At 61.7% G+C, this 23949-nt stretch carries 22 protein-coding genes; 15 read left to right on the top strand and 7 right to left on the bottom strand.

Annotation, left to right across the window (positions count from 1 at the left end; all coding sequences use genetic code 11):
- Window positions 1-261: 261 nt before the first annotated feature.
- Window positions 262-1281, top strand: a complete 1020-nt coding sequence (locus N2A41_RS00710) for a zinc-binding alcohol dehydrogenase family protein (protein WP_260109988.1) — start codon at window positions 262-264, stop codon at window positions 1279-1281.
- A gap of 387 nt (window positions 1282-1668) precedes the next feature.
- Here the strand turns inward: N2A41_RS00710 and N2A41_RS00705 are convergent, their stop codons facing one another.
- On the bottom strand, window positions 1669-2394 hold the full coding sequence (locus N2A41_RS00705) for a copper homeostasis protein CutC (protein ID WP_260109987.1): 726 nt from the start codon (window positions 2392-2394) through the stop codon (window positions 1669-1671).
- Window positions 2391-3638 carry a LysR family transcriptional regulator gene (locus N2A41_RS00700; RefSeq protein ID WP_260111092.1) on the bottom strand — a complete coding sequence of 416 codons (1248 nt, stop codon included), beginning with the start codon at window positions 3636-3638 and terminating at the stop codon, window positions 2391-2393. Before N2A41_RS00700 ends, N2A41_RS00705 begins: the two co-directional genes overlap by 4 nt.
- Before the next feature lie 49 nt (window positions 3639-3687).
- On the opposite strand from N2A41_RS00700, the gene N2A41_RS00695 reads away from it, so the two are divergent.
- The 7 genes from N2A41_RS00695 to N2A41_RS00665 all read left to right on the top strand — a co-directional run bounded on the left by N2A41_RS00695 (window position 3688) and on the right by N2A41_RS00665 (window position 10936).
- Window positions 3688-3873, top strand: coding sequence for an acetyltransferase (locus tag N2A41_RS00695; protein ID WP_260109986.1), 186 nt, complete (start codon window positions 3688-3690; stop codon window positions 3871-3873).
- Window positions 3874-4059: 186 nt separating this feature from the next.
- Window positions 4060-4968, top strand: a complete 909-nt coding sequence (osmF, locus tag N2A41_RS00690) for a glycine betaine ABC transporter substrate-binding protein OsmF (protein WP_017966838.1) — start codon at window positions 4060-4062, stop codon at window positions 4966-4968.
- 84 nt (window positions 4969-5052) lie between these two features.
- Entirely contained in the window at window positions 5053-6219 is a 1167-nt protein-coding gene (locus tag N2A41_RS00685) for an ABC transporter permease (RefSeq protein WP_260109985.1), read from the top strand.
- Window positions 6216-7160, top strand: a complete 945-nt coding sequence (locus tag N2A41_RS00680) for an ABC transporter ATP-binding protein (protein ID WP_260109984.1) — start codon at window positions 6216-6218, stop codon at window positions 7158-7160. The genes N2A41_RS00685 and N2A41_RS00680 overlap by 4 nt, the downstream gene beginning before the upstream one ends.
- On the top strand, window positions 7157-7906 hold the full coding sequence (locus tag N2A41_RS00675) for an ABC transporter permease (protein WP_260109983.1): 750 nt from the start codon (window positions 7157-7159) through the stop codon (window positions 7904-7906). Before N2A41_RS00680 ends, N2A41_RS00675 begins: the two co-directional genes overlap by 4 nt.
- A 99-nt stretch (window positions 7907-8005) precedes the next feature.
- Window positions 8006-8401 carry a VOC family protein gene (locus N2A41_RS00670; RefSeq protein WP_222332358.1) on the top strand — a complete coding sequence of 132 codons (396 nt, stop codon included), beginning with the start codon at window positions 8006-8008 and terminating at the stop codon, window positions 8399-8401.
- 81 nt (window positions 8402-8482) lie between these two features.
- Window positions 8483-10936 carry a glycoside hydrolase family 2 protein gene (locus N2A41_RS00665; RefSeq protein WP_260109982.1) on the top strand — a complete coding sequence of 818 codons (2454 nt, stop codon included), beginning with the start codon at window positions 8483-8485 and terminating at the stop codon, window positions 10934-10936.
- Between the two features lie 467 nt (window positions 10937-11403).
- Here N2A41_RS00665 and N2A41_RS00660 read toward each other — a convergent pair whose 3' ends face one another.
- Window positions 11404-11796 (bottom strand): PRC-barrel domain-containing protein, encoded by a 393-nt coding sequence (locus N2A41_RS00660; protein ID WP_017958814.1) that lies wholly within the window; start codon window positions 11794-11796, stop codon window positions 11404-11406.
- Window positions 11797-12058: 262 nt separating this feature from the next.
- Here N2A41_RS00660 and N2A41_RS00655 point away from each other — a divergent pair, with 262 nt between their 5' ends.
- The 3 genes from N2A41_RS00655 (at window position 12059) to otsA (ending at window position 17429) form a co-directional block, all read left to right on the top strand.
- Window positions 12059-13759, top strand: a complete 1701-nt coding sequence (locus tag N2A41_RS00655; protein ID WP_260109981.1) for a long-chain fatty acid--CoA ligase — start codon at window positions 12059-12061, stop codon at window positions 13757-13759.
- Between the two features lie 148 nt (window positions 13760-13907).
- Complete coding sequence (pgi, locus tag N2A41_RS00650; RefSeq protein WP_222365522.1) at window positions 13908-15533, top strand: glucose-6-phosphate isomerase; 1626 nt, start codon at window positions 13908-13910, stop codon at window positions 15531-15533.
- Window positions 15534-16022: 489 nt separating this feature from the next.
- Complete coding sequence (gene otsA, locus N2A41_RS00645) at window positions 16023-17429, top strand: alpha,alpha-trehalose-phosphate synthase (UDP-forming) (protein WP_260109980.1); 1407 nt, start codon at window positions 16023-16025, stop codon at window positions 17427-17429.
- An 83-nt stretch (window positions 17430-17512) separates the two neighbouring features.
- On the opposite strand, the gene N2A41_RS00640 is transcribed toward otsA, so the two are convergent.
- Window positions 17513-18475: an acyl-CoA desaturase gene (locus tag N2A41_RS00640; protein WP_260109979.1), complete on the bottom strand. Its 963-nt coding sequence runs from the start codon at window positions 18473-18475 to the stop codon at window positions 17513-17515.
- A gap of 168 nt (window positions 18476-18643) precedes the next feature.
- On the opposite strand from N2A41_RS00640, the gene N2A41_RS00635 reads away from it, so the two are divergent.
- Window positions 18644-19009, top strand: a complete 366-nt coding sequence (locus tag N2A41_RS00635; protein ID WP_222332364.1) for a metalloregulator ArsR/SmtB family transcription factor — start codon at window positions 18644-18646, stop codon at window positions 19007-19009.
- 359 nt (window positions 19010-19368) lie between these two features.
- Window positions 19369-20172: an alpha/beta fold hydrolase gene (locus N2A41_RS00630; RefSeq protein ID WP_222332365.1), complete on the top strand. Its 804-nt coding sequence runs from the start codon at window positions 19369-19371 to the stop codon at window positions 20170-20172.
- A gap of 3 nt (window positions 20173-20175) precedes the next feature.
- On the opposite strand, the gene N2A41_RS00625 is transcribed toward N2A41_RS00630, so the two are convergent.
- From N2A41_RS00625 to N2A41_RS00615, 3 genes are all read right to left on the bottom strand, one after another.
- A complete protein-coding gene (locus tag N2A41_RS00625) occupies window positions 20176-21102 on the bottom strand; it encodes a carbohydrate kinase family protein (RefSeq protein ID WP_222386657.1) in 927 nt (308 codons plus the stop codon).
- A gap of 62 nt (window positions 21103-21164) precedes the next feature.
- Window positions 21165-21854 carry an orotate phosphoribosyltransferase gene (locus N2A41_RS00620; protein WP_162119307.1) on the bottom strand — a complete coding sequence of 230 codons (690 nt, stop codon included), beginning with the start codon at window positions 21852-21854 and terminating at the stop codon, window positions 21165-21167.
- A gap of 76 nt (window positions 21855-21930) precedes the next feature.
- Window positions 21931-22572, bottom strand: a complete 642-nt coding sequence (locus tag N2A41_RS00615; RefSeq protein ID WP_222386656.1) for a TetR/AcrR family transcriptional regulator — start codon at window positions 22570-22572, stop codon at window positions 21931-21933.
- A gap of 101 nt (window positions 22573-22673) precedes the next feature.
- Between N2A41_RS00615 and N2A41_RS00610 the strand changes: the two genes are divergently transcribed.
- Both N2A41_RS00610 and N2A41_RS00605 read left to right on the top strand, forming a co-directional pair.
- A complete protein-coding gene (locus N2A41_RS00610) occupies window positions 22674-23156 on the top strand; it encodes an anthrone oxygenase family protein (protein WP_170263581.1) in 483 nt (160 codons plus the stop codon).
- 97 nt (window positions 23157-23253) lie between these two features.
- Window positions 23254-23883 (top strand): glutathione S-transferase family protein, encoded by a 630-nt coding sequence (locus N2A41_RS00605; protein WP_222280016.1) that lies wholly within the window; start codon window positions 23254-23256, stop codon window positions 23881-23883.
- Window positions 23884-23949: the final 66 nt, after the last annotated feature.

Below are 23949 nucleotides of genomic sequence, written 5' to 3'. Positions count from 1 at the left end.
GCGGGAGATCGGCGTCTGCCCGGGAGAGCGCCGCCTGCCCCTCATCCGCCTGCCGGCACCTTCTCCCCGTTCTGACGGGGAGAAGGGGATATGCCGCAAACCTCTCCGTCCCTCGCCAGCATCCCGTTTGGCACGTCCCCTCTCCCCGTTTTTACGGGGAGAGGGCTAGGGTGAGGGGCAGATGTTTTCGATACGGCGCCACATCGGCGCGAGCCGGCCAGACAAACCGGCTTCCTCCTTTCGAAGAATGCGAGACCCGTCATGAAAGCAGTTCTTTGCCGGGAGCCCGGCGTGCTCGATATCGTCGAGCGTCCTTCGCCAGCGGCTCCCGCCGCCGGCTGGGTGCGGCTTGCCGTCAGCCATGTCGGCATTTGCGGCACCGATTACCACATCTTCGAGGGCAAACATCCCTTCCTCGAATATCCCCGGGTGATGGGGCATGAGATCTCGGCAACGGTGCTGGAAGCGGGCGACGGGGTCACTATCGCAGTCGGCACGCCCGTCATCGTCAATCCCTATCTCTCCTGCGGGCAATGTATCGCCTGCCGCCAGGGCAAGCCGAATTGCTGCACGAACATCAAGGTGCTCGGCGTCCATACCGACGGCGCCTTCTGCGAGGAGATTTCGGTTCCGGCCGAGAACCTCTATGCCGCCAAGGGCTTAAGCCTCGAAGCGGCGGCGACGACCGAGTTTCTGGCAATCGGCGCCCATGCGGTGCGCCGTTCGATGACCGGCGCCGGGGCGCGGGCGCTCGTCATCGGCGCCGGGCCGATCGGGCTTGGGGCAGCGATCTTCTCGCGTATTGCAGGCCATGAGGTGACACTGCTCGATACAAGCGCGGAGCGGCTGCAGATGGCATCCGAGCGTTTCGGCTTCACCTCCGGCATCGTCGCCAACGAGGCGACAGCGGAGACCGTCCGGGAAAAGACCGATGGCGACGGTTTCGACGTTGTCTTCGACGCGACGGGTTATGGCCCTTCGATGGAGAAGGCCTTCTCCTTCGTCGCCCATGGCGGCGCACTGGTGCTGGTCAGCGTCGTCAAGGACGATATCCGCTTTTCCGATCCCGAATTCCACAAGCGCGAGATGATGGTGATCGGCAGCCGCAACGCCACCCGCGTCGATTTCGAGCATGTGGCGGATTCGATCGCCAAAGGGCTGGTGCCGGTGGACAAGCTCATCACCCACCGCACGACGCTTGCGGATGCACCGCGCGATCTCGCGCGCTGGGCGCATGACAAGAACGGGCTGATCAAGGCGGTGATCAGTATTGGTGGCTAGGGCAATTTCGGGAACGATCAGAAGCGGCTGAGTTCTGTTCGAGACCACAGCTGTCCGGTTCGCGCTTGTGGCTGCTCCTCACCCTACCGGGCGTGCCTTGCGAGAGCGAGCGGGGGAACGGATAGGGCGCGGCATATCCTCTTCTCCCCTCGGGGAGAAGGTGCCGGCAGGCGGATGAGGGGGCCACACGGCACATCCCTCCCCTCATAACCTGTCCCGCGACGCCGACTGCAACGCCCTAAGACAACACGAACCGGTGAAACCCCGCATGGAAGTTGGGAAAGACCGGCTCCGCCGGCCCCCTCATCCGCCCTACGGGCACCTTCTCCCCGCTGGGGAGAAGAGGGAATCGAGATGTTGCGGCATATCCCTTCTCCCGCAGTCGGGCTAACCCGCCGCCTCAATCGCTCTGCGCATCTCCCTGACAATAGCGACATCCGTCTTGTTCGTGCTCCTCGCCTCGAAGCCGAAGGCGACGGCGCGTGGATCGGCGCTTTCGACCGGCGAGCTGCAGGAACCGTGGATCTCGCGGGCGCCGGTCGCCTGCAGGATCTCGCCGACATTGGCCGGGCGGATGCCGCTGCCGGGCATGATGGCGATGCGGCCGGCCGCCTTTGCCGAAATGCGCTTCAGCGTGTCGAGGCCATCCGCCGCCTTCAGCGCGCAGCCGGAGGTCAAGATGCGTTCGCAGCCGAGCTCGATCGCCTGCTCCAGCGCCTGATCGGCATCCGGCACCAGATCGAAAGCGCGATGCAGCGTCGAGCCGAGGCCGGCCGCATGCACCTTCAAACGGTGGATCAACGGCATGTCGAGCGTACCATCCGGCCGGTTGGCGCCGATGACGACGCCGGCAAGGCCAGCGGCACGCACGGCATCGATATCGATCATCATCGCCTCCTCGTCTGCCCCGTCGAAGATGAAGGGGCCGGCGTGGGGGCGGATCATCGCGTAGACCGGAATGGAGGCCCTGGCGGCGATCCGCATCAGGCTCGGCAGCGGCGTCAAGCCGCCGAGTTCCAGCGCCGAGCAGAGTTCGATGCGCCCGGCGCCACCTTCGATCGCGGCGGCGAGGCCCTCGGCGCTGTCCACGCATACTTCAAGCAAGATCGTCACGCTGCAGTCTCCCTGGCTCCGGCATCCGCCGGCCTTATGGTTCGCACGACGGATTCCGACGTAATTCTCGCCGCCGCCTCGATGATCATCGTGCAGGCATCGGCGGCGGCTTTGCGATGGTTGAAGGCGACGTGATAGGACATCGGCAGATGCTCGTCGAGATCGACGATGCGCACCTTGTCGGCGATCGGCATGGCGCTGACGCGACCGAGGAAGGAGACGTAACCGTGATTGGCGACGAGGTCGACGATGACAGGCAGCGAATCCGCCGCGGTGATATCCTGGCCGCGCAGGCGCCGGTTTGGCGCGCGCTCATAGCTGAAGGCCATGGCCGCATGGCCGAGGCCGGTGCGCAGGCTCGGCATGCAGATCGGGTGGCCGGCGACGAGATCAGCGACGCTGGTCTCGTCGCTATCAGGCGGTGCGATCACCACCATGTCGGTCTGCAGCAATTCGCGATGGCGGAAGTTTTCCAGCCCGAAGACCGAATCCAGGATAGCGACATCGATGCGGCCGCTCTTCAGCGCCTCGCGCAGATCGTCGGCGGTCATCGAGACCAGCGAAATCGCGTTGTTGTTGCGGCGCAGATTCCATTCCGAAACCAGCGTGCCCAGGCAGCGGGCCACCCAGCTTTCCGATCCGGTCGGGATGATCGAACCGATGCGCAGCGACCGGGCGGTACGCCGATAACGCTCATCGGCCGACGATTTGAGATCGTTCCACGCCTGGCTGATCGCCATGAAGATCAGGTATGCGCGCCTGCCCTCCTCCGTCAGGACCGACCCCTGCGCCTGCCGCTCGAACAGGCGATGGCTCATAAATTTCTCAAGATTGGCAAGCTGAAGCGAAAGCTGCGGCTGACCGAGGCGCAGGCGGCGAGCGGCCCGGTTGATGCTGCCTTGGTCGGCAACCTCCAGAAAACGCTCCATGGTGACGATCTTGACGGGAATGCGGGATGCCCACGCCTCGTCGATCTCGGCGCCGGCGCCGTCGTGACCGGCCCATTGACCGAGCTCACCGATCGCAGCCATGATCGGCTCCAAGCCTTCCAGCACCCTGCCGCTCGCAATCAGCGTCGCCAGCTCGCCGGAGGCACGTTCCGTCAGCTTCATCGCCAGTTCGGTCTCGAGATTATGGATTGCCGCCGAGACGGTGGAGGGCGACAGCTGGAAGCGCCGCGCGGTCTCGCGGACCGACCCGGAGGTCAGGACATGGCTTGCAATGAACAGGGCACCAAGATGCAAACGGTCAACTCCGGAAAGCGCTGGAAAAACCGGACGATATGATGTGTTCATGAAAAAAGATATCCCTGCTTCCGGAGAGGCCGGCTATCGTTCGATCATAGAAAAATCCGGGCGGCGGGAATCCGCAACAGAGCCCGGGAATATCGTGGAAACACGCAAGGGGACAAAAACAAATCGCGCCGGCCTTGGAAAAGGGAATGCGTTTCCGCGCGCGGAGGTGCATTCGCCGCGATAATCATGCCGTGACCGCAAATACTGGAGGGGCCTTGCATCGATTTTTCGGGCATGCACGCTATTTCCATCACGCACGCAATTCCGGCATGATGGCGGGCTCACCGCCCTCGCCGGCGGATTTTCCTGCGCGCAAGCCTCCGCCAAGGGCTTGGGCCTCATTCAATGGTGTTTAACAAGGGGATATTCCATGCTGAAGAAACTCGCACTTGCCGTTTCGCTCTCCGCCTTCGCGGCGGGCGCGGCCCATGCCGCCGACGTCGTCGTCTCGTCGAAGATCGACACGGAAGGCACGCTGCTCGGCAACGTCATTGCGCTCGCTCTCGAAGCGAACGGCATCAAGACGCAGGACCGCATCGCGCTTGGCGCGACACCTGTGGTGCGCAAGGCGATCACATCAGGCGAAATCGACATCTATCCCGAATATACCGGCAATGCCGGCTTTTTCTTCAACAAGGCCGATGACGCGGCGTGGAAGAACATCGACCAGGGCTATGAGCTGGCGAAGAAGCTCGATTACGATGCCAACAAGATCGTCTGGCTGACACCGTCGCCTGCCAACAACACCTGGGCGCTCGCCGTGCGCAGCGACGTCGCCGGCCCGAACAAGCTGAAGAGCCTCACCGACTTCGGCAAATGGGTTGCCGGCGGCGGTGCCGCCAAGCTTGCCGCCTCCGCCGAATTCGTCAATTCGGCCGGCGCGCTTCCCGCCTTCCAGACGACCTACGGCTTCCAGCTGAAGCCCGACCAGATGGTCGTTCTTTCCGGCGGCGACACGGCGGCAACGATCAAGGCGGCCGCCGACCAGACGAACGGCGTCAACACCGCCATGGTCTACGGCACCGACGGCGCGATCGAAGCGGCCCAACTGACCGTTCTCGAAGACGACAAGAACGTGCAGCAGGTCTATGCGCCGACGCCGATCATCCGCGAAGAGGTGTTGAAGGCCAATCCGAAGATCGAGGAAGTGCTCTCGCCGATCTTCAAGAGCCTGACCGCCGACGAATTGCGTAAGCTCAATGCCAAGATCCAGGTCGATGGCGAGCCGGCAAAGTCCGTCGCCGAAGCCTATCTCAAGGAAAAGGGCTTCCTGAAGTAATCATCGCTCGCTCCGCCCGATTGCGGGCGGAGCCTCCCTTTGCTGATAAGGTTGGGCTGATGTTGGCCAGACAGGGTTGATTTGATGGAAGAAACCTTAGCGGTCCGCAAGCTGGACCGGCTCGGCGTGGTTTTGGTGGCCGGCGGCATCGCGGCGACAGCACTGATGCCCTTCATCTATGTGAAGGCAAACCGCATCGCCGCCGGCAAGCCGATGCTGCTGATGCAGCTTCTTCCCCAGCCTTCCGTCATCGTCCTGACCATGCTTCTCCTTCTCACCGCCTTCGCCACGCTGTTCCTACGCCATGCGATCACGCGGCTTGTCATCGCCACACTCTGCCTTGCGGCGCTGATCGTTGCGATCGGCCTCGTTTCGACAGCGGCAACGCCGCCCGGCAGCACGGTGGCGCGCATGACGCCCGGCGGCGGCTTCTGGGTGCTGTTTGCGGTCATCGGCCTCGTCATATCCGATGCGCTGGTGAAGATCCGCCTGGCGCCCTGGATGCGGATCGCAGCCCTTGCCGCCTATGCGGCGCTGCTCTTCATCTCGCTCTCCTCCGGCCTGCTCGACAGCCTTTCGATCATGAAGGAATTCTCGACGCGGGCTCCGCAGTTCGAGACGGAGGCGATCTCGCATCTGCTCTTGGCGTTCGGCTCACTTGCGATCGCCATTGTTCTCGGCCTGCCGCTCGGCATCCTCTGCTTCTGGGTGCCGAAGCTGCGCGCCATCGTGCTGCAGGGCCTCAGCCTCATCCAGACGATCCCAAGTCTGGCGCTCTTCGGCCTGTTGATGCTGCCGCTCGGCTATCTCGCCACGCATGTGCCGCTCGCCGCCGCGATCGGCATTCGCGGCATCGGCACGGCGCCTGCCTTGATTGCGCTCGTGCTCTACTCGCTGCTGCCGATCGTCGCCAACACCGTCGTCGGCCTTCAGGGCGTCGATCCCTCGGTGCGGGACGCTGCGGCCGGCATGGGGCTGACGCGCTTGCAGATCCTGACCGGCATCGATATGCCGCTTGCCTTTCCCGTCATCCTCACCGGCATCCGCATCGTGCTGGTGCAGGCAATCGGCATGGTGACCATCGCCGCATTGATCGGCGGCGGCGGCTTCGGCATCTTCATCTTCCAGGGGCTCGGCCAGACGGCCATGGACCTCGTCCTGCTCGGCGCCGTGCCGACCGTCTTCTTCGCCTTCTCATCGGCCGTCATCCTCGATGCGGTCATCGAAAGCATCCGGGGATCTGCCGCATGACCATGATCGAGATCAGGAACGTCACCAAGCGCTATGGCGCGGCCACCGTCGTCGACAACGTTTCGATGAGCGTCGAGAAGGGTGAGATCACCGTCATCGTCGGCACCTCGGGCTCCGGCAAATCGACGCTGATGCGGATGATCAACCGGCTGGTGCCGATCACCGAGGGCGAAATCTCAGTCGGCGGGCAGAACGTGATGGATGTTGAGGTGACCGAGCTTCGCCGCAAGATCGGCTATGCGATCCAGGGGCACGGCCTTTTTCCGCACCGCACCGTGGCGCAGAATATCGCCACCGTGCCGCAGCTTCTCGATTGGGATTCGACGCGTATCGCCAAACGGGTCGAGGAACTGCTCGGGCTTTTCAACCTCGATCCGGCAGCCTTTGCCGACAAATATCCGCATCAGCTCTCCGGCGGCCAACAGCAGCGCGTCGGCGTCGCCCGGGCGCTGGCGGCCGAACCGGAATTGCTGTTGATGGACGAGCCCTTCGGCGCGCTCGATCCGGTCATTCGCGGTAAGGCGCAGGACGACCTCTTGGCGATCCAGAAGCAGTTCGGCACCACGGTCATTCTCGTCACCCACGACATGGACGAGGCCTTTCATCTCGGCAACCAGATCGCGGTGATGAGCGAGGGCAGGTTGCTGCAATGCTCGACGCCGGAAAAGATCCTCACCGAACCCGCCGATCCCTTCGTGCAGCAATTGACCGGCACCTCCGACCGGGCGCTGAAGCTGATGTCGCTGCTGCCGCTGAAGGAAAGCATGGAGCCGGCCAAGACCGGTCTTGCCTATGCCCTGCCGCAGTCGCTCAGTCTCCGCGACGCGCTGGCTGAAATGATCTGGCAGGGGGTCGACGAGGCGGCGGTGCAGGATGCGCAAAAGGCGCCTGTGGGATCGATCTCGATGACGCGGCTTCTCGAACTGGGCCGCAAGGCATGAAGCTCGTCGTCGCCAATCTCTTCCGCCTGGCGGCGCTGGCTTTGCTGCTCATCCTACTGTTCAGGACGGAGTGGCTTTCCTTCACGCTGGTGCCGCTGACTAGCAACAATGCGCCCGCCGTCTATACGCAAAACAGCCTTGCTTCGCTGACCGCCGGCCATCTGCAGCTGGTAATCGGCTCGATCGTCTGCAGCGCCGTGCTTGCGGTTATCGGCGGCATCTTCGTGACGCGGGAAAGCGGGGCCGATTTTCTGCCGCTGTCGCGCGCCATCGCCAATGCCGGGCAGACTTTTCCGCCGGTCGCAGTACTGGCGCTCGCGGTTCCGGCGACCGGTTTCGGCGCCATGCCGACGCTGATCGCGCTCTTTCTCTACGGCCTGCTGCCGATCTTCGAAAACACCGTCGCCGGGCTGAAGCAGGTTTCGCCGCAGGTTCTCGATGCTGCCGACGGCATGGGCATGAACGGTACGCAGCGGCTGTTTCGCGTCGAGCTGCCGCTTGCCCTGCCGCTGATCCTCGAGGGGCTGAAGGTCGCGACCGTGATCAATATCGGCACGGCGACAATCGGCTCGATGGTGGCCGCCAAGGGTCTCGGCGAGGTCATCATCGCCGGGCTGATCTCCGACAATACCGCCTTCATCCTGCAGGGCGGCCTGATCGTCGGCCTGATGGCGGTGCTGATCTATGACGCCATGGGTCTGGTCGAAGCGGCGATTACGCGAAGAATCGGCTTGCGCGCGGCGTAAAAGGACGGGTACCAAGACTGCCGCAGCAATTCAAAGTGCTACAGCGTCCTTTGCGCGTCTAAAAAGACGCGCGGCGCTGTAGTGGAATGGGAGGCAGACTTGGCGAAGATGATCCACTCCATGATCCGCGTTCTCGATGAGGCGCACTCCGTTGAATTCTACGAGAGGGCATTCGGTCTTTCGGTCGCCGACCGCGTCGATTTCGAAACCTTCACGCTGATCTATATGAGCAATGCCGAGACCGGCTTCGAGCTGGAACTGACCGTCAACAAGGGCCGGACCGCGCCATACGATCCCGGCAATGCCTATGGCCATCTCGCCGTCTCCGTCGAAGAGGTGGCGGTCGAGCGCGAGCGGCTGTCAAAGCTCGGGCTGAAGCCCGGTGAACTGGTGGAGCTCAACCGCGACGGCAAGCTCTTTGGCCTGTTCTTCTTCATCAGCGATCCCGATGGCTACAAGATCGAGGTGATGCAGCGCCACGGCCGGTTTCTCTGAGGCATCTGACGCCGAACCACCGATACGTTCCAATCACAGATAATCCCATAGCTTCAAGCGGCATCATGACAGGAGCCCGCCATGATCGAAAAGACTGCGCTCAATTCCGGCTGGACGCTCTCCTGTAACGATACAGTGAGGCCCGGCCTGCCGGCTGCAATCCCCGCGACGGTGCCGGGCTGCGTGCATCTCGACCTTCTCGCCAACCGGCTGATCCCCGATCCCTATATCGACGTCAACGAGATCACCAACGACTGGATCGGCAAGACCGACTGGACCTATCGCTGCAGCTTCGAGGCGATGCTTGACGATGCCAGGGTGCAGGAACTGGTCTTCGACGGGCTCGATACGGTTGCGGTGATATCACTCAACGGCGAAGAGATCGGCCGTACCTTCAACATGCACCGCACCTATCGTTTCGATGCTTCGGGATTGCTGAAATCCGGCGCCAACGAACTCACGGTCATCTTCCGCTCCGCCTACGCCTATGGCGCGGAGATGGAAAAACATTACGGCTACCGTCCCAACAACTATCCGGGTCCGGGCAATCTGATGCGCAAGATGGCCTGCAATTTCGGCTGGGACTGGGGGCCGACGCTGGTCACAGCAGGCCTCTGGAAGCCGGTCCGGTTGGAAAGCTGGGACCGGGCGCGGCTTGCCGAAACCAGGGTGTCGGCAACACTTGACGGCGGCGACGGGCGGGTGAATGTGCATGCCCGGCTGGCGCGGCAGGGCGACAAGACGCCGTTGAGGCTCGTTGCCGAAATCGGCGGCGTGACCAAGACAGTGGCGATTGGACCTGACGAAGAAGCGGTTTCCCTCGAACTTTCCCTCCCCTCGCCGCAGCTCTGGTGGCCGCACCATCTCGGCGCGCAGCCGCTCTATCCAATGACGCTGAGGCTGACCGACGGCGCCAGCGACGATCTGCTCGACAGCTATCAGCGCGAACTCGGTTTCCGTTCGCTGCGGCTCGATACTTCGGCCGACGACCACGGCTCGGCGTTTACCTTCGTCATCAACGACGTGCCGCTCTTCATCTGCGGGGCAAACTGGATACCGGACGATTGTTTTCCCCCGCGGGTGACGGCCGAGCGTTATGCCGCGCGGATCGAGGAGGCAAAGGCCGCCAATATTCATATGCTGCGCGTCTGGGGCGGCGGCATCTTCGAGGCCGACCAATTCTATGAGGCCTGCGACCGCGCCGGCATGCTGGTCTGGCAGGATTTTCTCTTTGCCTGCGCCGCCTATCCGGAGGAAGAGCCGCTCAGAAGCGAGGTCGAGGCGGAGGTGCGCGACAATGTCGCGCGGCTGATGCCGCATGCCTCGCTCGTCCTCTGGAACGGCAATAACGAGAACATCTGGGGTTTCGACGAATGGGGCTGGCGGCCGATCATCAACGCGGGCGAAAGCTGGGGGCTCGGCTATTATCTCGACCTGCTGCCGAAACTCTGCGCCGAACTTGATCCGGACCGGCCCTATTACCCCGGCAGTCCCTATTCCGGCTCGATGGAGATCGAACCCAATGCCGACGCACATGGCTGCAAACATATCTGGGACGTGTGGAACGATGTCGGCTACGAGGTCTACCGCAATTATATCCCGCGCTTCTGCTCCGAATTCGGCTGGCAGGCGCCGACCGCCTGGGCGACGATCGAAGAGAGCGTGCATGACGCGCCGCTGACGCCGCAATCGAATGGCGTCTTCCACCATCAGAAGGCAACCCAAGGCAACGATAAGCTGATCGGCGGCCTCTCCGGCCATTTGCCGGAGCCCAAGACGATGGAAGACTGGCACTTCGCGACCCAGCTCAATCAGGCGCGCGCCATCCGCTTCGGCGTCGAGCACATGCGCTCGCATCGCGATATCTGCAAGGGCGCGGTGGTCTGGCAGTTCAACGATTGCTGGCCGGTAACCTCATGGGCAGCCCTCGATTCGGCCGGGCGCCGCAAGCCGCTCTGGTATGCGCTGAAGGCAGCCTATGATCCGCGCCTGCTGACGATCCAGCCGCGCGGCGGTGGGCTTGCGGCGGTGGCCGTCAATGAACGGACGCTATTCTGGCGGGCGAAGATCAGCGGCAAGCGCCTGAAGCTTGACGGAACCGTTCTTGCCGAATTCGAATTCTGGCGCCTGCTCTGCGACCGCTTCGAGGCAAAGGAATTTCCACTGCCGGAGGATATCGTCACCCCCGACTTACCGAAGGACGAGCTCATCGTCGTGCAGATGCTCGACCGGCGCGCCTTCCACTATTTCGTCGAGGATATCGAGCTTGCCTTGCCGGCACCGCGGCTGACGGTCGATGTCGCCGGGATCGACGGCGGGTATCAGGTCAAGGTGACGGCGCAAAACTTCCTCAAGGATCTCTGCCTGATGACCGATCGATTGGATCCGGATGCCGTCGTCGATTCGATGCTGGTGACGCTGCTGCCCGGCGAGAGCCATGTGTTTGCGGTCAAGACGGCGAGGACGATTGAAGCAGGTGACATCACCGTCGGCGCCGTGCTGCGCTCGGCCAACGATCTCGTCGCCGGCCACTGAAAAGCCCCTCATCCGGCTGCCGCCACCGAAGGGGAGAAGGGATATGTCGCAGCGTCTCGATCCCCTCTTCTCCCCTCGGGGAGAAGGTGCCCGTAGGGCGGATGAGGGGGCCGATGAAGCCGACTTTTCCAATAACACCCTGCGGAGTTCAATCGCGCCGGTCCCATCTCGACTGTGTTCAAGGCGCTGGGGCACGGCATTCCATTGGCGTAACGGCATAGGTTAGAGAGGTGATGCCGTATGGCCCCCTCATCCGCCTGCCGGCACCTTCTCCCCGAGGGGAGAAGAGGATATGCCGCGGCCTCTCCGTTCCTCGCGCGCCTTGTAAGGCCCGTCCTCACTCAGGAGAGTCGAGACAAATAGCTCGACGCAGGCAGGCCTAAAGTTAGGGCAGCCATCGGCACGAACCAAACACCAAAAAGGCCCCGCATCCGCGGGGCCCTTCCAGCTCGGCCTATCGGATGACGTTACATCCAGTAGGGCGGCACGCCGTAGTAATCATAGACCCGGCGGCCATTGTCGTTGTACCAAGTGTCGTCATCGTCCGAATAGCTCGGAGCGCCTTCGATCTGCTCCTTTGTCAGGTCGATGCGATAGCCGTCCAGCTGGGTGTCGTAGTTCAGCTTTTCCCAGGGAAGCGGATAGTGATCGTGACCGATGCCCAGGAAGCCGCCGAAGCTCAGCACGGCATAGGCGACGCGGCCGTCGCGCTTTCCGATGATCAGGCGTTCGATCGAGCCGATATGCCTGCCATCCGGACCATAGACGCGAGTGCCCTCGACGCGGTCGCTGGCGATCAGCGAATGCGTGTCCTTGACATTCGGGTCACGGCGGGTGGCGTCAGTATCCTCGTTCAACATTGTGCACCTCCTTTTGGTGTTTCCTCATGATGGGTATGCAAGATGAACGTCATGGCGGACTCAAAGTTCCCATCCTTCCCATGATCCCGCGATGGGCAAATGTTGACGTTTACGTCAAGGTTAGTTTAGCTTCATTCGGCTTGAACCGTTCAGGCAATGGCATAAGCTGCTGGACTGGAAGATGGAGGACTCTTCCAGTCAATTGTGGGCCAGCCGATTACCGGCGCGGCCGGCGCGGCGGCCGCAAGGGAGAGAGGATACGATGAACAGCATTTCCGTCCATCCGAACGGAGCGAAGCCCGACAAGCCCTGGCTTGCCGCCTATCCCGATATCGTTCCGGCAGAGATTCCGCCGCTGGAATATGCCTCGCTTACAGAACTGCTCGAAAAATCCTGCGCCCGTTACGCCGACCGGACCGCCTTTTCCAGCATGGGCAAGGCGATGCGTTACCGCGAGCTGGAGAGCCAGACGCGCAAGGTTGCCGCCTGGCTGCAAAGCACCGGCCTTCAGAAGGGCGACCGCGTCGCCGTGATGATGCCGAACGTGCTGCAGAACCCGATCGCGACCTACGCCATCCTGCGCGCCGGCCTCGTCGTCGTGAACGTCAACCCGCTCTATACGCCGCGCGAACTCGAACACCAGTTGCGGGATTCCGGCGCCAAGGCGATCTTCGTGCTGGAGAATTTCGCCCGTACCGTGGAGCAGGTCCTCAACAAGACCGATCTGCGCCATGTCGTCGTCACCTCGCTCGGGGAAATGCTGGGGCCGAAGGGGCTGATCGTCAATTTCGTCGTGCGCAAGGTGAAGAAGCTCGTTCCCTCCTGGTCGATCCCTCAGCACAGGAGCTTCGGCCAGGTGCTGCGTGAAGGTGCGGGAAAAAAGCCCCAGCCGGTCACGCTGACGGGCAGCGATGTCGCCTTCCTGCAATATACCGGCGGCACGACGGGCGTTGCCAAGGGCGCGGTGCTGACGCATGAAAACCTGCTCGCCAACAAGCTGCAGCTGTCGCTCTGGCTTCGATCGGCCTTCGAGCGCAAGAAAGAGCCGGAGGTGCTGAATTTCCTCTGCGCCCTGCCGCTCTACCACATCTTCGCGCTGACGGTGAATTCGCTGATGGGCATGTCGCTTGGCGCCCACAATATCCTGATCGCCAATCCGCGCGACATTCGCGGTCTCGTCAAGGAATTCGAAAAATCGAAGGTGCATATCTTCCCCGGCCTCAACACGCTGTTCAATGCGCTGATGAACAATGCCGATTTTGCCAAGCTCGACTTCTCCTCGCTGATCATGTCGCTGGGTGGCGGCATGGCCGTCCAGCGCCCGGTCGCCGAACGCTGGCTGAAGATGACGGGCACGGCAGTGACGGAAGGCTACGGCCTTTCCGAGACATCGCCTGTTGCCACTGCCAACCGCTTCGATTCGCCTGAGTTCACCGGCACGATCGGCCTGCCGCTTCCCTCCACCGACCTCGACATCCGCGACGAAGCAGGCAATTCGCTGCCGCTCGGCGACGTCGGCGAGATCTGCATCCGCGGGCCGCAGGTGATGGCCGGCTATTGGCAGAAGCCGGAAGAGACGGCGCGGGCGATGACCGACGACGGCTACTTCCGCACGGGCGACATGGGTTTCATGGACGAACGCGGCTACACCAAGATCGTCGACCGCAAGAAGGACATGATCCTGGTCTCGGGCTTCAATGTCTATCCGAACGAGATAGAGGAAGTCGCCGCCATGCATGCCGGCATCCTCGAAGCCGCGGCCATCGGCGTGCCGGACGGACATTCGGGCGAGGCGGTGAAGCTCTTCGTGGTCAGGAAGGATCCGAACCTGACGGAAGCCGAGGTGAAGGCCCATTGCATCGCCAACCTCACCAACTACAAACGCCCGCGCTTCATCGAATTCCGCACCGAGCTGCCGAAGTCGCCGGTCGGCAAGATTATGCGCAAGGACTTGCGCGGCTGAATTTGACGATTTGACGAATAAGAGCCTTCCTGAATCGGCCATCCGCTTGCCGGGTGGCTTTTTTCTATTTCGGCAGGTGGCTGAACTTGATTTGCGGGTGAGAAAGCGAATAGTTTCCGCAACCTTTCCGCCTCCAAAGGAGCTTCCCATGAACGCCATCGTCGAACAGCTGAAAAGCACCGCTGATGCCACCAAGGCAACAGATATCCGTGCCGCCTTCGCCGCCGATTCGCAGCGCTTTTCGCGCTTTTCCGTTTCGCTCGACGACCTGCTGATGGATTTTTCCAAGACGGCGGTGAATGACGACATCCTCAAGCTCTTGGTGAAGCTCGCCGAAGACGGCGGCGTCGAGAAGAAGCGCGAGGAAATGTTCTCCGGCAAGGCGATCAACTTCACCGAGGATCGCGCCGTTCTGCACACCGCGCTGCGCAACCGCTCCAACACGCCGGTGCTGGTCGACGGCAAGGACGTCATGCCCGACGTCAATTCCGTGCTTGCCGCCATGGGCAAGTTTGCCGACGGCGTTCGCTCCGGCGCGCTGAAGGGCGCGACCGGCAAGGCGATCACCGATGTCGTCAATATCGGCATCGGCGGCTCGGACCTCGGGCCTGTGATGGCGACGCTGGCGCTTGCTCCCTTCCATGACGGTCCGCGCGCCCATTTCGTCTCCAACATCGACGGCGCCCACATCGCCGACATCCTGAAGCTGGTGCAGCCGGAAACGACGCTATTCATCGTTGCCTCGAAGACCTTCACCACCATCGAGACGATGACCAATGCGCAGACGGCGCGCAATTTCATCGCCAAGGCGCTTGGCGAAGCGGCCGTGCAGCACCATTTCGCCGCCGTCTCGACGGCGCTCGACAAGGTTGCCGCCTTCGGCATCGACAGCGCCCGCGTCTTCGGCTTCTGGGACTGGGTCGGCGGCCGCTATTCGATCTGGTCGGCGATCGGCCTGCCGCTGATGATCGCCGTCGGGCCGGAGAATTTCGGCAAGTTCCTCGACGGCGCCCACGCCGTCGACAATCATTTCCGTAAGGCACCGGTTACCGAAAACCTGCCGATGCTGCTCGGCCTGATCGGCTTCTACCATCGCAATGTGCTCGGCTACCCCACGCGCGCCATCCTACCCTACGACCAGCGCCTGTCGCGCTTCCCGGCCTATCTGCAACAGCTGGACATGGAGTCGAACGGCAAGGGCGTCACCATCGACGGCACGCCGGTCGAAGGCAATTCCGGCCCTGTCGTCTGGGGCGAGCCCGGCACCAACGGCCAGCACGCCTTCTACCAGCTCATCCATCAGGGCACGAGCATCATCCCGGCCGAGTTCATGATCGCCGCCAACGCCTTCGAGCCGGAGCTGCGCCACCAGCACCAGCTCTTGATCTCCAACGTTCTCGCCCAGTCGGAAGCGCTGATGAAGGGACGCACCTTCGCAGAAGCCAAGAAGCAGCTGACCGACAAAGGCATGGACGACAAAAAGGCCGATTTCATCGCGCCGCACCGCGTCTTCAATGGCAACCGTCCGTCGATCACCTTCGTCTATGACAAGCTGACCCCTTATGCGCTCGGCCGGCTGATCGCGCTTTACGAACACCGCGTCTTCGTCGAAGGCGTGCTCTTCCGCATCAACTCCTTCGACCAGTGGGGCGTCGAGCTCGGCAAGGAACTGGCGACGGGCCTGCTGCCGGTCGTCGAAGGCAAGAAAAGTGCAGCATCGCATGACTCCTCGACGCAGGGCCTGGTTGCGGCACTGGCGAAGCTTGCGAAGTAAGCGCTCGAGATTGCCCTTCACCCTAGCCCTCTCCCCGTTCTGACGGGGAGAGGGGACGTGCCCTGCGAGAGGCGAGTGAGGAACGGAGAGGTCACGGCATATTCCCTTCTCCCCGTCAGAACGGGGAGAAGTGCCGGCAGCGCGCCCAGTGCTGACTGCCGCCAATATCGTCATTGCGCCGCAAATGATGAACTAATATCAGCGGGCCTGATGCACCCGCACGATGGGCTTCGTTAAGCGAAACCGGATTGAACGTTCTTCTAATCAAAAATTGTAGAATGAATTCTTTCAATTCGAGGGAATCGCCCTAGATTCAAGCAAAATCTGTGCAGAAGATGCTCCGTTCGTTGTTCCCCTTGGGCCGCTCGCGTCCGGGTCGGCTCGTCGATGTCGGCGCCTTCACTGCATGGTCCCTGCCCAAGTTCAGGAGATGTCTCAAGACGCTCGTCACGCAGCGTTTTCATGTCTCATCTCCTTTAAAGGAAGCTCATGAGCCGTCTTGTCGTCGTTTCAAATCGTGTTCCCATGCCCGCCAAAGATGGGAGCGCCGCTGCCGGCGGCCTGGCCGTCGCGTTGCAGGCAGCCCTGCAGGAGCGTGGCGGCATCTGGATGGGATGGTCGGGAGAATCGAGCGGGGAGAAGGAACCTGGCCCGCTGTCGCAACTGCAGAAAGGCAACATCACCTATGCGCTGACCGATCTCACCGACACCGATGTCGAGGAGTATTATCGCGGCTTCGCAAACCGCGTTCTCTGGCCCATCTGCCATTATCGACTGGACCTCGCCGAATATGGCCGGAAGGAAATGGCCGGATATTTCCGCGTCAACCGCTTCTTCGCTCACAGGCTAGCGCCGATGATCGAGCCGGACGACATCATCTGGGTTCATGATTACCACCTCATTCCGCTGGCGGCGGAACTCCGCCAAATGGGGCTGAAGAACCGGATCGGCTTTTTCCTGCACATTCCCTGGCCGCCGGCCGACATTCTGGTCACGATGCCCGTCCACGAGGAAATCATGCGCGGGCTCTCGCATTACGATCTCGTCGGCTTCCAGACCGACTACGACCTCCAGAACTTTGCCGGATATCTGCGCCGGGAGGGAATTGGCGACGACCTCGGAAATGGATTGTTCGATTCGCATGGGCGGATATTCAAGGCCGGCGCCTATCCGATCGGGATCGAAACCGCTGCCTTCGCCGAGTTCGCCGAGAAAGCCGCAAACAATATCATGGTACAGAAGACCCGGCGCAGCATTGAAGGCCGGGACATGATCATCGGGGTCGACCGCCTCGATTATTCGAAGGGCATCATTCAGCGGCTGGAAGCGTTCGAACGCTTCCTCACCAGCAATCCTGGCTACCAGAACAAGGTCACCTATCTTCAGGTCACGCCGAAATCGCGATCGGAGGTTCCCGAATACGAGCATATGCAAAAAATGGTCGCCGAACAGGCAGGCCGGGTGAACGGCGCCATTGGGACGGTCGACTGGGTGCCGATCCGCTATGTCAACCGATCGATCAGCCGCAACGTGCTTGCCGGCCTCTACCGCCTGGCGACGATCGGGCTGGTCACGCCGTTGCGCGACGGCATGAACCTCGTTGCCAAGGAATATGTCGCCGCCCAGGATCCCGATCGCCCGGGCGTATTGGTGCTGTCGCGCTTCGCCGGTGCGGCTCGCGAGTTGAAGGGTGCGCTGCTGGTCAATCCTTACGATGTCGAAGGCACCGCCAATGCCCTCGCCCGTGGCCTTGCCATGTCGCTGGAGGAGCGCCGCGACCGCTGGAGCATGATGATGGAGCATCTGCTATCTCACGACGTCTCACTTTGGTGCAAAAACTTCCTGCGGGATCTGGTGCCTGCTCCCGAGCTTCGCTCGGAGCGTGACCCCGGATAGTCTCCTGATCGATCGACGACGGCCCGTCCTTCGGACCCGAGGGAAGAAGACGGAGTCGAGACGTAGCGGCAAGGAGGAGGTACTTACGGGCGAGATTCCGCGCGACCTGCTGCGTGATGTGGCGGATGACTGTCACTCGCCGTTTCGGTTGCGTTGACGCGTCTCAACCCTCGCCTTGGCACGATCATGTTTGGGAGCTTGATCGCCGAAGCCAGACCGAGCGTTGCCAACAGCCGGATGAAATACCAACCGAGATCCAACTGCCCCGGCTCGATGCCGAGCCGCGCCGAATCCGGAAAGGCGTGATGGTTGCCATGGAAGCTCTCGCCAAAGGTCACCAGCCCGAAACGCGGCAGGTTATAGCCCTGCACCGCGACATCATCGACACTCCAGCCCTGATGGCCGGCTCGATGCGCGAAATGACCGACCAGCCAGTGTCCGGTCAGCGACACCGATATCCGCACGGCAATACCCCAAACCACCCATGGCAGTCCGCCGAGCGCAAAAAGCGCGAGCCCCAAGGGAATCTGCTGCGCCATCCATGTTGCCTCCAGGAACCGATAGAAGCGGTCGCGCCGCTCGCGCTCCTCGGGGACGAAACGCGGCGGGTGGTCCAGCGCCACAATGCAATGCATCTGCCAGAAAGCATCGATGAAGAAAGACCGCCGATGCGCGTAGAGGTCATGGCAGTCTCGCTGCCGTTGTGCCCAGTCGCGAATGTCGTGCGCGTAGATCATACCGAAGGGGCCGGCCATGCCGACCAGCGTACCGAGATAGACGAGAAAGTGCTCGATCCAGATATGAGTGCTGAATGAGTGATGGATCAGCAGCCGGTGCATGCCGACCGAATGACCAAGGCAAATGGTGATGGCGGTCAAGAGGATAAAGACGGCAAAGGCGCTCCAGGTGAAGGTCAGTGGGCCACCAATGATGGCAATCAAGGTCATGGCGGTGATCCAGATCGACTTTGCAGGCATCCAGACCACTCTGCCCTTCACCGGATCGCTCCCATTGTCGATCATTCGTCCAGTGGAAATACTGCTCATGACAAACTCCTTCCCATCGGGCGCATTCTCTACTTGAACATCGCTCAGCAATTCATTATTAAGCAATTACCTAATTACTTTGCACGAACGAAATAATTAAGCAATGCGTTAATTGCTTAATTGTTTAACGGCTCGATGTGATGATTGCCGCTGGCACGGAGACCGGATTTGGACGAAGAGACTTTCGATGACGCCGTAGAAGGCCGCTCCGTCAGCGCCGCCCAACGGGTATTCCACGCGCTTTCCAGTGCGCCGCGCCGGAAGATCCTCGCCTATCTCTCGGCATCGGGGCTGACCGCTGGCGAGATCGCCGACCGCTTCAGCATGTCCAAGCCAGCCGTTTCGCAGCATCTTTCCATCCTCGAGGCTGCGGGTCTGATCAGACGAGAGAAACAGGGCCAGTTCGTCCACTATTCCCTGATCGAGAACAATCTCGTCAACACGCTCAACGGCTTCGTGCAGGAGGTCTGCCCGGTCGGTCGGCCGATCAAGAAGGAAAGCCAGGCGCGCACCCGCGCGAAAGAATTGCCTTGAGCACCGGGCAGATGCTGAGCTGGCGTGGTGCGAGAAACATGGTGCAAAGACGATGCGGCATATCCCCTTCTCCCCTCGGGGAGAAGGTGCCGGCAGGCGGATGAGGGGGCCGCACGGCACAACCCTCACTTAAAACCTATCCCGAAATGCGATGCCCAACGCGCTGAACAAGGTCGAGACGATTCCAGCGCGGCCGAACCCCGCAGGGCCTGGTCGCGGCACTTACAAAGCTCGCCAAGTAATTCGGCATTTACGCTGCTACCGAAGCCCATCCGTCACGCGGCCGGGCTTTTTTATTTGACCCTGTCGAATTGCAGGGCATGTCGTCGTCTATAGAAGGTCCGACAGAGGAGAAACCGATGACCGCGACGGATAACGAACTGGTGAACTTTGAGGCAAACGGCGCGCTGCCATTGCCCCCCACGAACGAGCAGGGCTTCGTCGAAAACGAGGGTGCCCGTATCTGGTACGCGAGCTACGGCGCCGGCCCAGCTGTCATTCTGCTGCATGGCGGGCTCGGCAATAGCGGCAATTGGGGTTATCAGGTTCCCGCGCTCATCGACGCCGGTCATCGGGTCTTGGTAATCGACAGCCGCGGGCATGGCCGCAGCACGCGCGATAAGCGCCCCTACACCTATCACCTGATGGCCTCAGACGTACTGGCCATCATGGATCATATCGGACTTGAGGAAGCGGTCCTTGTCGGCTGGAGTGACGGCGCTTGCACGGCGCTGATCCTCGCCGACCAGCAGCCGGAGCGCGTCTGCGGCGTATTCTTCTTCGCTTGCAACATGGATCCCAGCGGCACCAAGGAATTCAAGGCGACGCCTGTCATCGAGCACTGCTTCAGCCGCCACAGGAAGGATTATCAGGCGCTATCGGCAACACCCGACCAGTTCGAAGCCTTTGTCGCCGATGTCTCGAAGATGATGTCGACGGAGCCGAATTATTCGACGGAGCAGCTCGCAGGCATCAAGGTGCCGGTTTCGATCGTGCTCGGCGAGCACGACGAATTCATCAAGCCTGAGCATGCCGATTATCTGGCAAGGACGATCCCAGATGCGGAGTTCGTGCTGCTGCCCGGCGTCAGCCATTTTGCGCCACTGCAGCAACCGGACCTCTTCAATCGCGAGGTCCGCGCCTTTCTCGACCGGATCGAATGAGCCTCAGAGGCCTATTTCGCGCGCCCAAGGGGGATTTGCGCCAGCGCGGGAGACGGTGACGGCGGCGGTCTTGGCGCCAAGCGCCAGGGCGTTACGCAGGGCCTGCTCATCGAGATTGGCGACCTGTGCCTTGGTCAACAGATTGTCCATCTTCAGCGACGCCAGGATGCCGGCATCGAATGTATCGCCGGCGCCGACCGTGTCGACGACGGTGACGCGCTCACTCGGCACCGTCACCTTGCGTTCCTTGGTATAACCGGAGGCGCCTTCCGCGCCCTTGGTGATGACGACGAGCTTGGCGCCGTGGTTCAGCCAATGGGCGGCGAGCGCATCATGCTCGCCCTGCAGGCCGAACCATTCGAGATCTTCGTCGGAAAACTTGACGATGTCGGATTTCGCGGCCATCCGCTTGATGCGGGCCATATGCGACGGCTTGTCCTTGATGAAACCGGGACGGATATTCGGATCGAGCGAGATGACGCGGCGTGCGGCTTCGCGGTCGAGCAGGGCTTCGTAGGTTTCGCCGCAGGGGCTGGGGATCAGGCTGATCGCGCCGAAATGCAAGGCCTCGCAATCGTCGCCGAGATCCGGCAGGTCGGCCGTGGTGATCATCCGGCCGGCGGTGCCTTCGTCATAGAAGGCATAGGTCGCCTGGCCATTCACCAGCTTGACGAAGGCGATGGTCGAGGGACGCGGCGTGATGGCGCATGGGCTGTAATCGACATTGCTCGCCTTCAGCGTCTCGAGCAGGATTTCGCCCATCATGTCATCGGCAACGCCGGTGAAGAAGGCGGTGGGGATGCCGAGGCGGCCGAGCGCGATGGCGGTATTGAAGATCGCGCCGCCGGCATAGGGCGCAAAGCCCTTTTCACCGAGGGTGGTGTCCCTCGGCAGCATGTCGATCAGGGCTTCGCCGCAGCACAAAATCATCGTATTCCTCCCAACAGCATCTATACGTTCATCAACCGGCTAGGCGAGCTTTTGTCAACCGGCTAGAGCGAAAGCTCACTCACGCCACCATTCTTTCCCGACCACGCCAGCGGCGCGTCGAGGAAGGCCTCGACTTCCGACAGCGTCTTGTCGTCGAAGAGCTTCTGTTCTTTGGCAACGGCCAGAACATTACGCCAGGTGGCGATGTGATGCAGCCTGACCTTGCCATCGGCAAAGCGCTGTTCGCCGAAGATGCCGTAGAAGAACAGCGCGATGCCATGATCGACGATGCCGCCGGCGGCACGGACGGCATCGATGAACTTGAACATGCTGCCGCCAGCCGTCGTCAGGTCTTCGATAACAAGCACCCGCGAGCCTTCCGGCATGTTGCCTTCGATCTGGGCATTGCGGCCATGGCCCTTCGGCTGCTTGCGCACATAAATCATCGGGAGGCCGAGGCGATCGGCCAGCAGAGCGGCGAAGGGGATGCCGGCGGTCTCGCCGCCGGCGATGCAATCGAACTGCTCGAAGCCGGCATCGCGCAGCAGGGTGCTGGCGGCGAAATCCATCACCGTCGAGCGGATGCGTGGGAAGGAGAGCAGCTTGCGGCAATCGATATAGACCGGGCTCGCCATGCCGGAGGCGAGTTTGTAAGGCTGGGTGGCGTTGAAATGCACCGCCCTGATCTCCCAGAGCATTTTGGCCAACAATTCGGCCATCACGGCGCGGTCGGGAAATGTGGTCTGGATCATGCGGCTCTCCTTCGGCTTGGATCCTTGCGGGAATAGCAGCAAGAGCCCGCCGTTTCCAGACGAAAAGGCGGGGCTATTACAGCAGAGGGCCGATATGCATCTTCTTGAACAAGGCAATCGCCTGAGCACCCTCTTCCGCATTCAGCGAAACAGCGTAACGCACGGCGGCGGCAAGCAGCTGCATCGTCAGCCGGGCGATCGCCAGCAGCTCCCTGCGGTCGCGATCCGGCCATAGGCGGATAAGCACGGCGAGAAATGCCTGGGCATGGAATTCCATGTCCTCGGCATCGACCTGTTGCAGCAGCTTGTCGGTATGGGTCGCATGCCAGATGTCGCGCATCACAGGCTCGCGGCGGAAGAAGTCGTAATATTCATCGGCGATAGTGGCGAGCGCGCCCTGCAGGGCCGCAGCGTCCGTCACCTTTGCCAGTTCCGCTTCGACGCACCGCCTGCCCTCTTGGTTGAAGCGCTCGGCCAATGTGCGGATGATCGAGGTCTTGTCGGGGAAATATTGGTAGAGGGCGCCGAAGGAGAGACCGGCCTTTTCGACGATCTCGCTCATCTTCAAGCCGTCGCTGCCATGGCTTTCGATCAGCTCGGCGGCCACGGTGAGGATCTTTTCGAAGCGCTCGCGGCCGCGCTGCTGGCTGGGAATGCGGCGCAGCTGGCCGGTCGACTCCTGCTGGCGCCTGCGCGTTGCGACCGGCTGTTCCGACATGCTCTCTCCTTTTCCACGTTGACAAACAATATAAGAGAGATTATCGCATTTTGCAAATGGGAGAGTTTCTCTTGTTTTTAAAGTTTGGGAGGAGTTTTGACATGCAGATCATCCTGATCCTATCCCTCGTGGCCGCGGCGATCGGCAGCGGCCTCGTCGCCGGCATCTTCTTTGCCTTCTCGACCTTCATCATGGCCGCCTTCTCGCGCATCCCGGCGGAGCAAGGCATCGCGGCGATGAACTCGATCAACGTGACGATCGTCCGCTCTCCCTTCATGGGCCTCTTCGTGCCGACGGCGATCCTCTGCCTCGTCATCGCCGTGCTCGCCCTGATCGACTGGCGCGGCGGGGCATCCTTTCTGATGCTGGCGGGTGCAGCCCTCTACATCTTCGCCTCCTTCCTCTCGACCATCATCTTCAACGTGCCGATGAACGATGCGCTGGCAAAAGTCGGCGGCAACGGGACGGAAGCGGTTCAGCTCTGGACCATCTATGTCAGGGACTGGACGTGGTGGAACCATGTGCGGACCATCGCCTCGCTACTCGCCTCGGTCGCCTTCGTCCGGGCGCTGATGATCGTCTGAACGATTGCTTCTCGGCGATCCGCCGCGCCTTTCAGGAATCGGGTGGTTGGCCCCGTGCGGGCATGCGATGTTGGGCAATCGCCGCGAAAGGACCGTCATGTTTACGCTTCACGACTATATGCCGTCGCAAAATGGCTGGAAGGTCCGGGTTTTGCTCGGCCTGCTCGACATACCGTACCGCAGCCGTATCGTCTCGATCTTCGAGGGCGAGAGCCGCACCGAGGCGTTTCTCAAACTCAATCCGGTGGGCGCCATCCCAGTTCTCGAACTCGACGATGGGCGTCCGATTGCCGAATCCAATGCGATCCTCACTTTTCTCGCCGAGGGCACACGCTTCCTGCCTTCAGACCACTATCTGCGCGCCAAGGTCATGCAATGGCTGTTCTTCGAACAGTATCATGTCGAGCCGGTCATCGGCTCGCTGCGATTCTGGACGTTGACCGGACGGCTGGAGCGTAACCAGAGCATGATTGCGGGCAAGCGCGAAGCCGCAGCCCGCGCGCTTGCCGCCATCGATCGCAGCCTGAGCGACAGCCTGTTTCTTGTCGACCAGCAGCTGACGATCGCCGATATCGCCGTTTACGCCTATAGCCACCGGGCCGAGGATTGCGGCTTTTCTCTCGCAGCCTATCCCGCCTTCGCCGCCTGGTCCGACCGCGTTCGAGGTGCCATCGGGGCAGATTATCCGGTCTATCCCTATAGTATGGACCCGCATTCGGCCGGCTAAGACAGAGTCCGCCTCGTGGCCGACCGGGAGTTTAGCGATAGCGCCGGCGCGAGCCGTTCCGGCTAT

Source organism: Rhizobium sp. SRDI969, assembly GCF_025152725.1.
Lineage (GTDB): Bacteria > Pseudomonadota > Alphaproteobacteria > Rhizobiales > Rhizobiaceae > Rhizobium > Rhizobium leguminosarum_I.
This window is presented reverse-complemented; position numbering and strand designations above follow the sequence as displayed.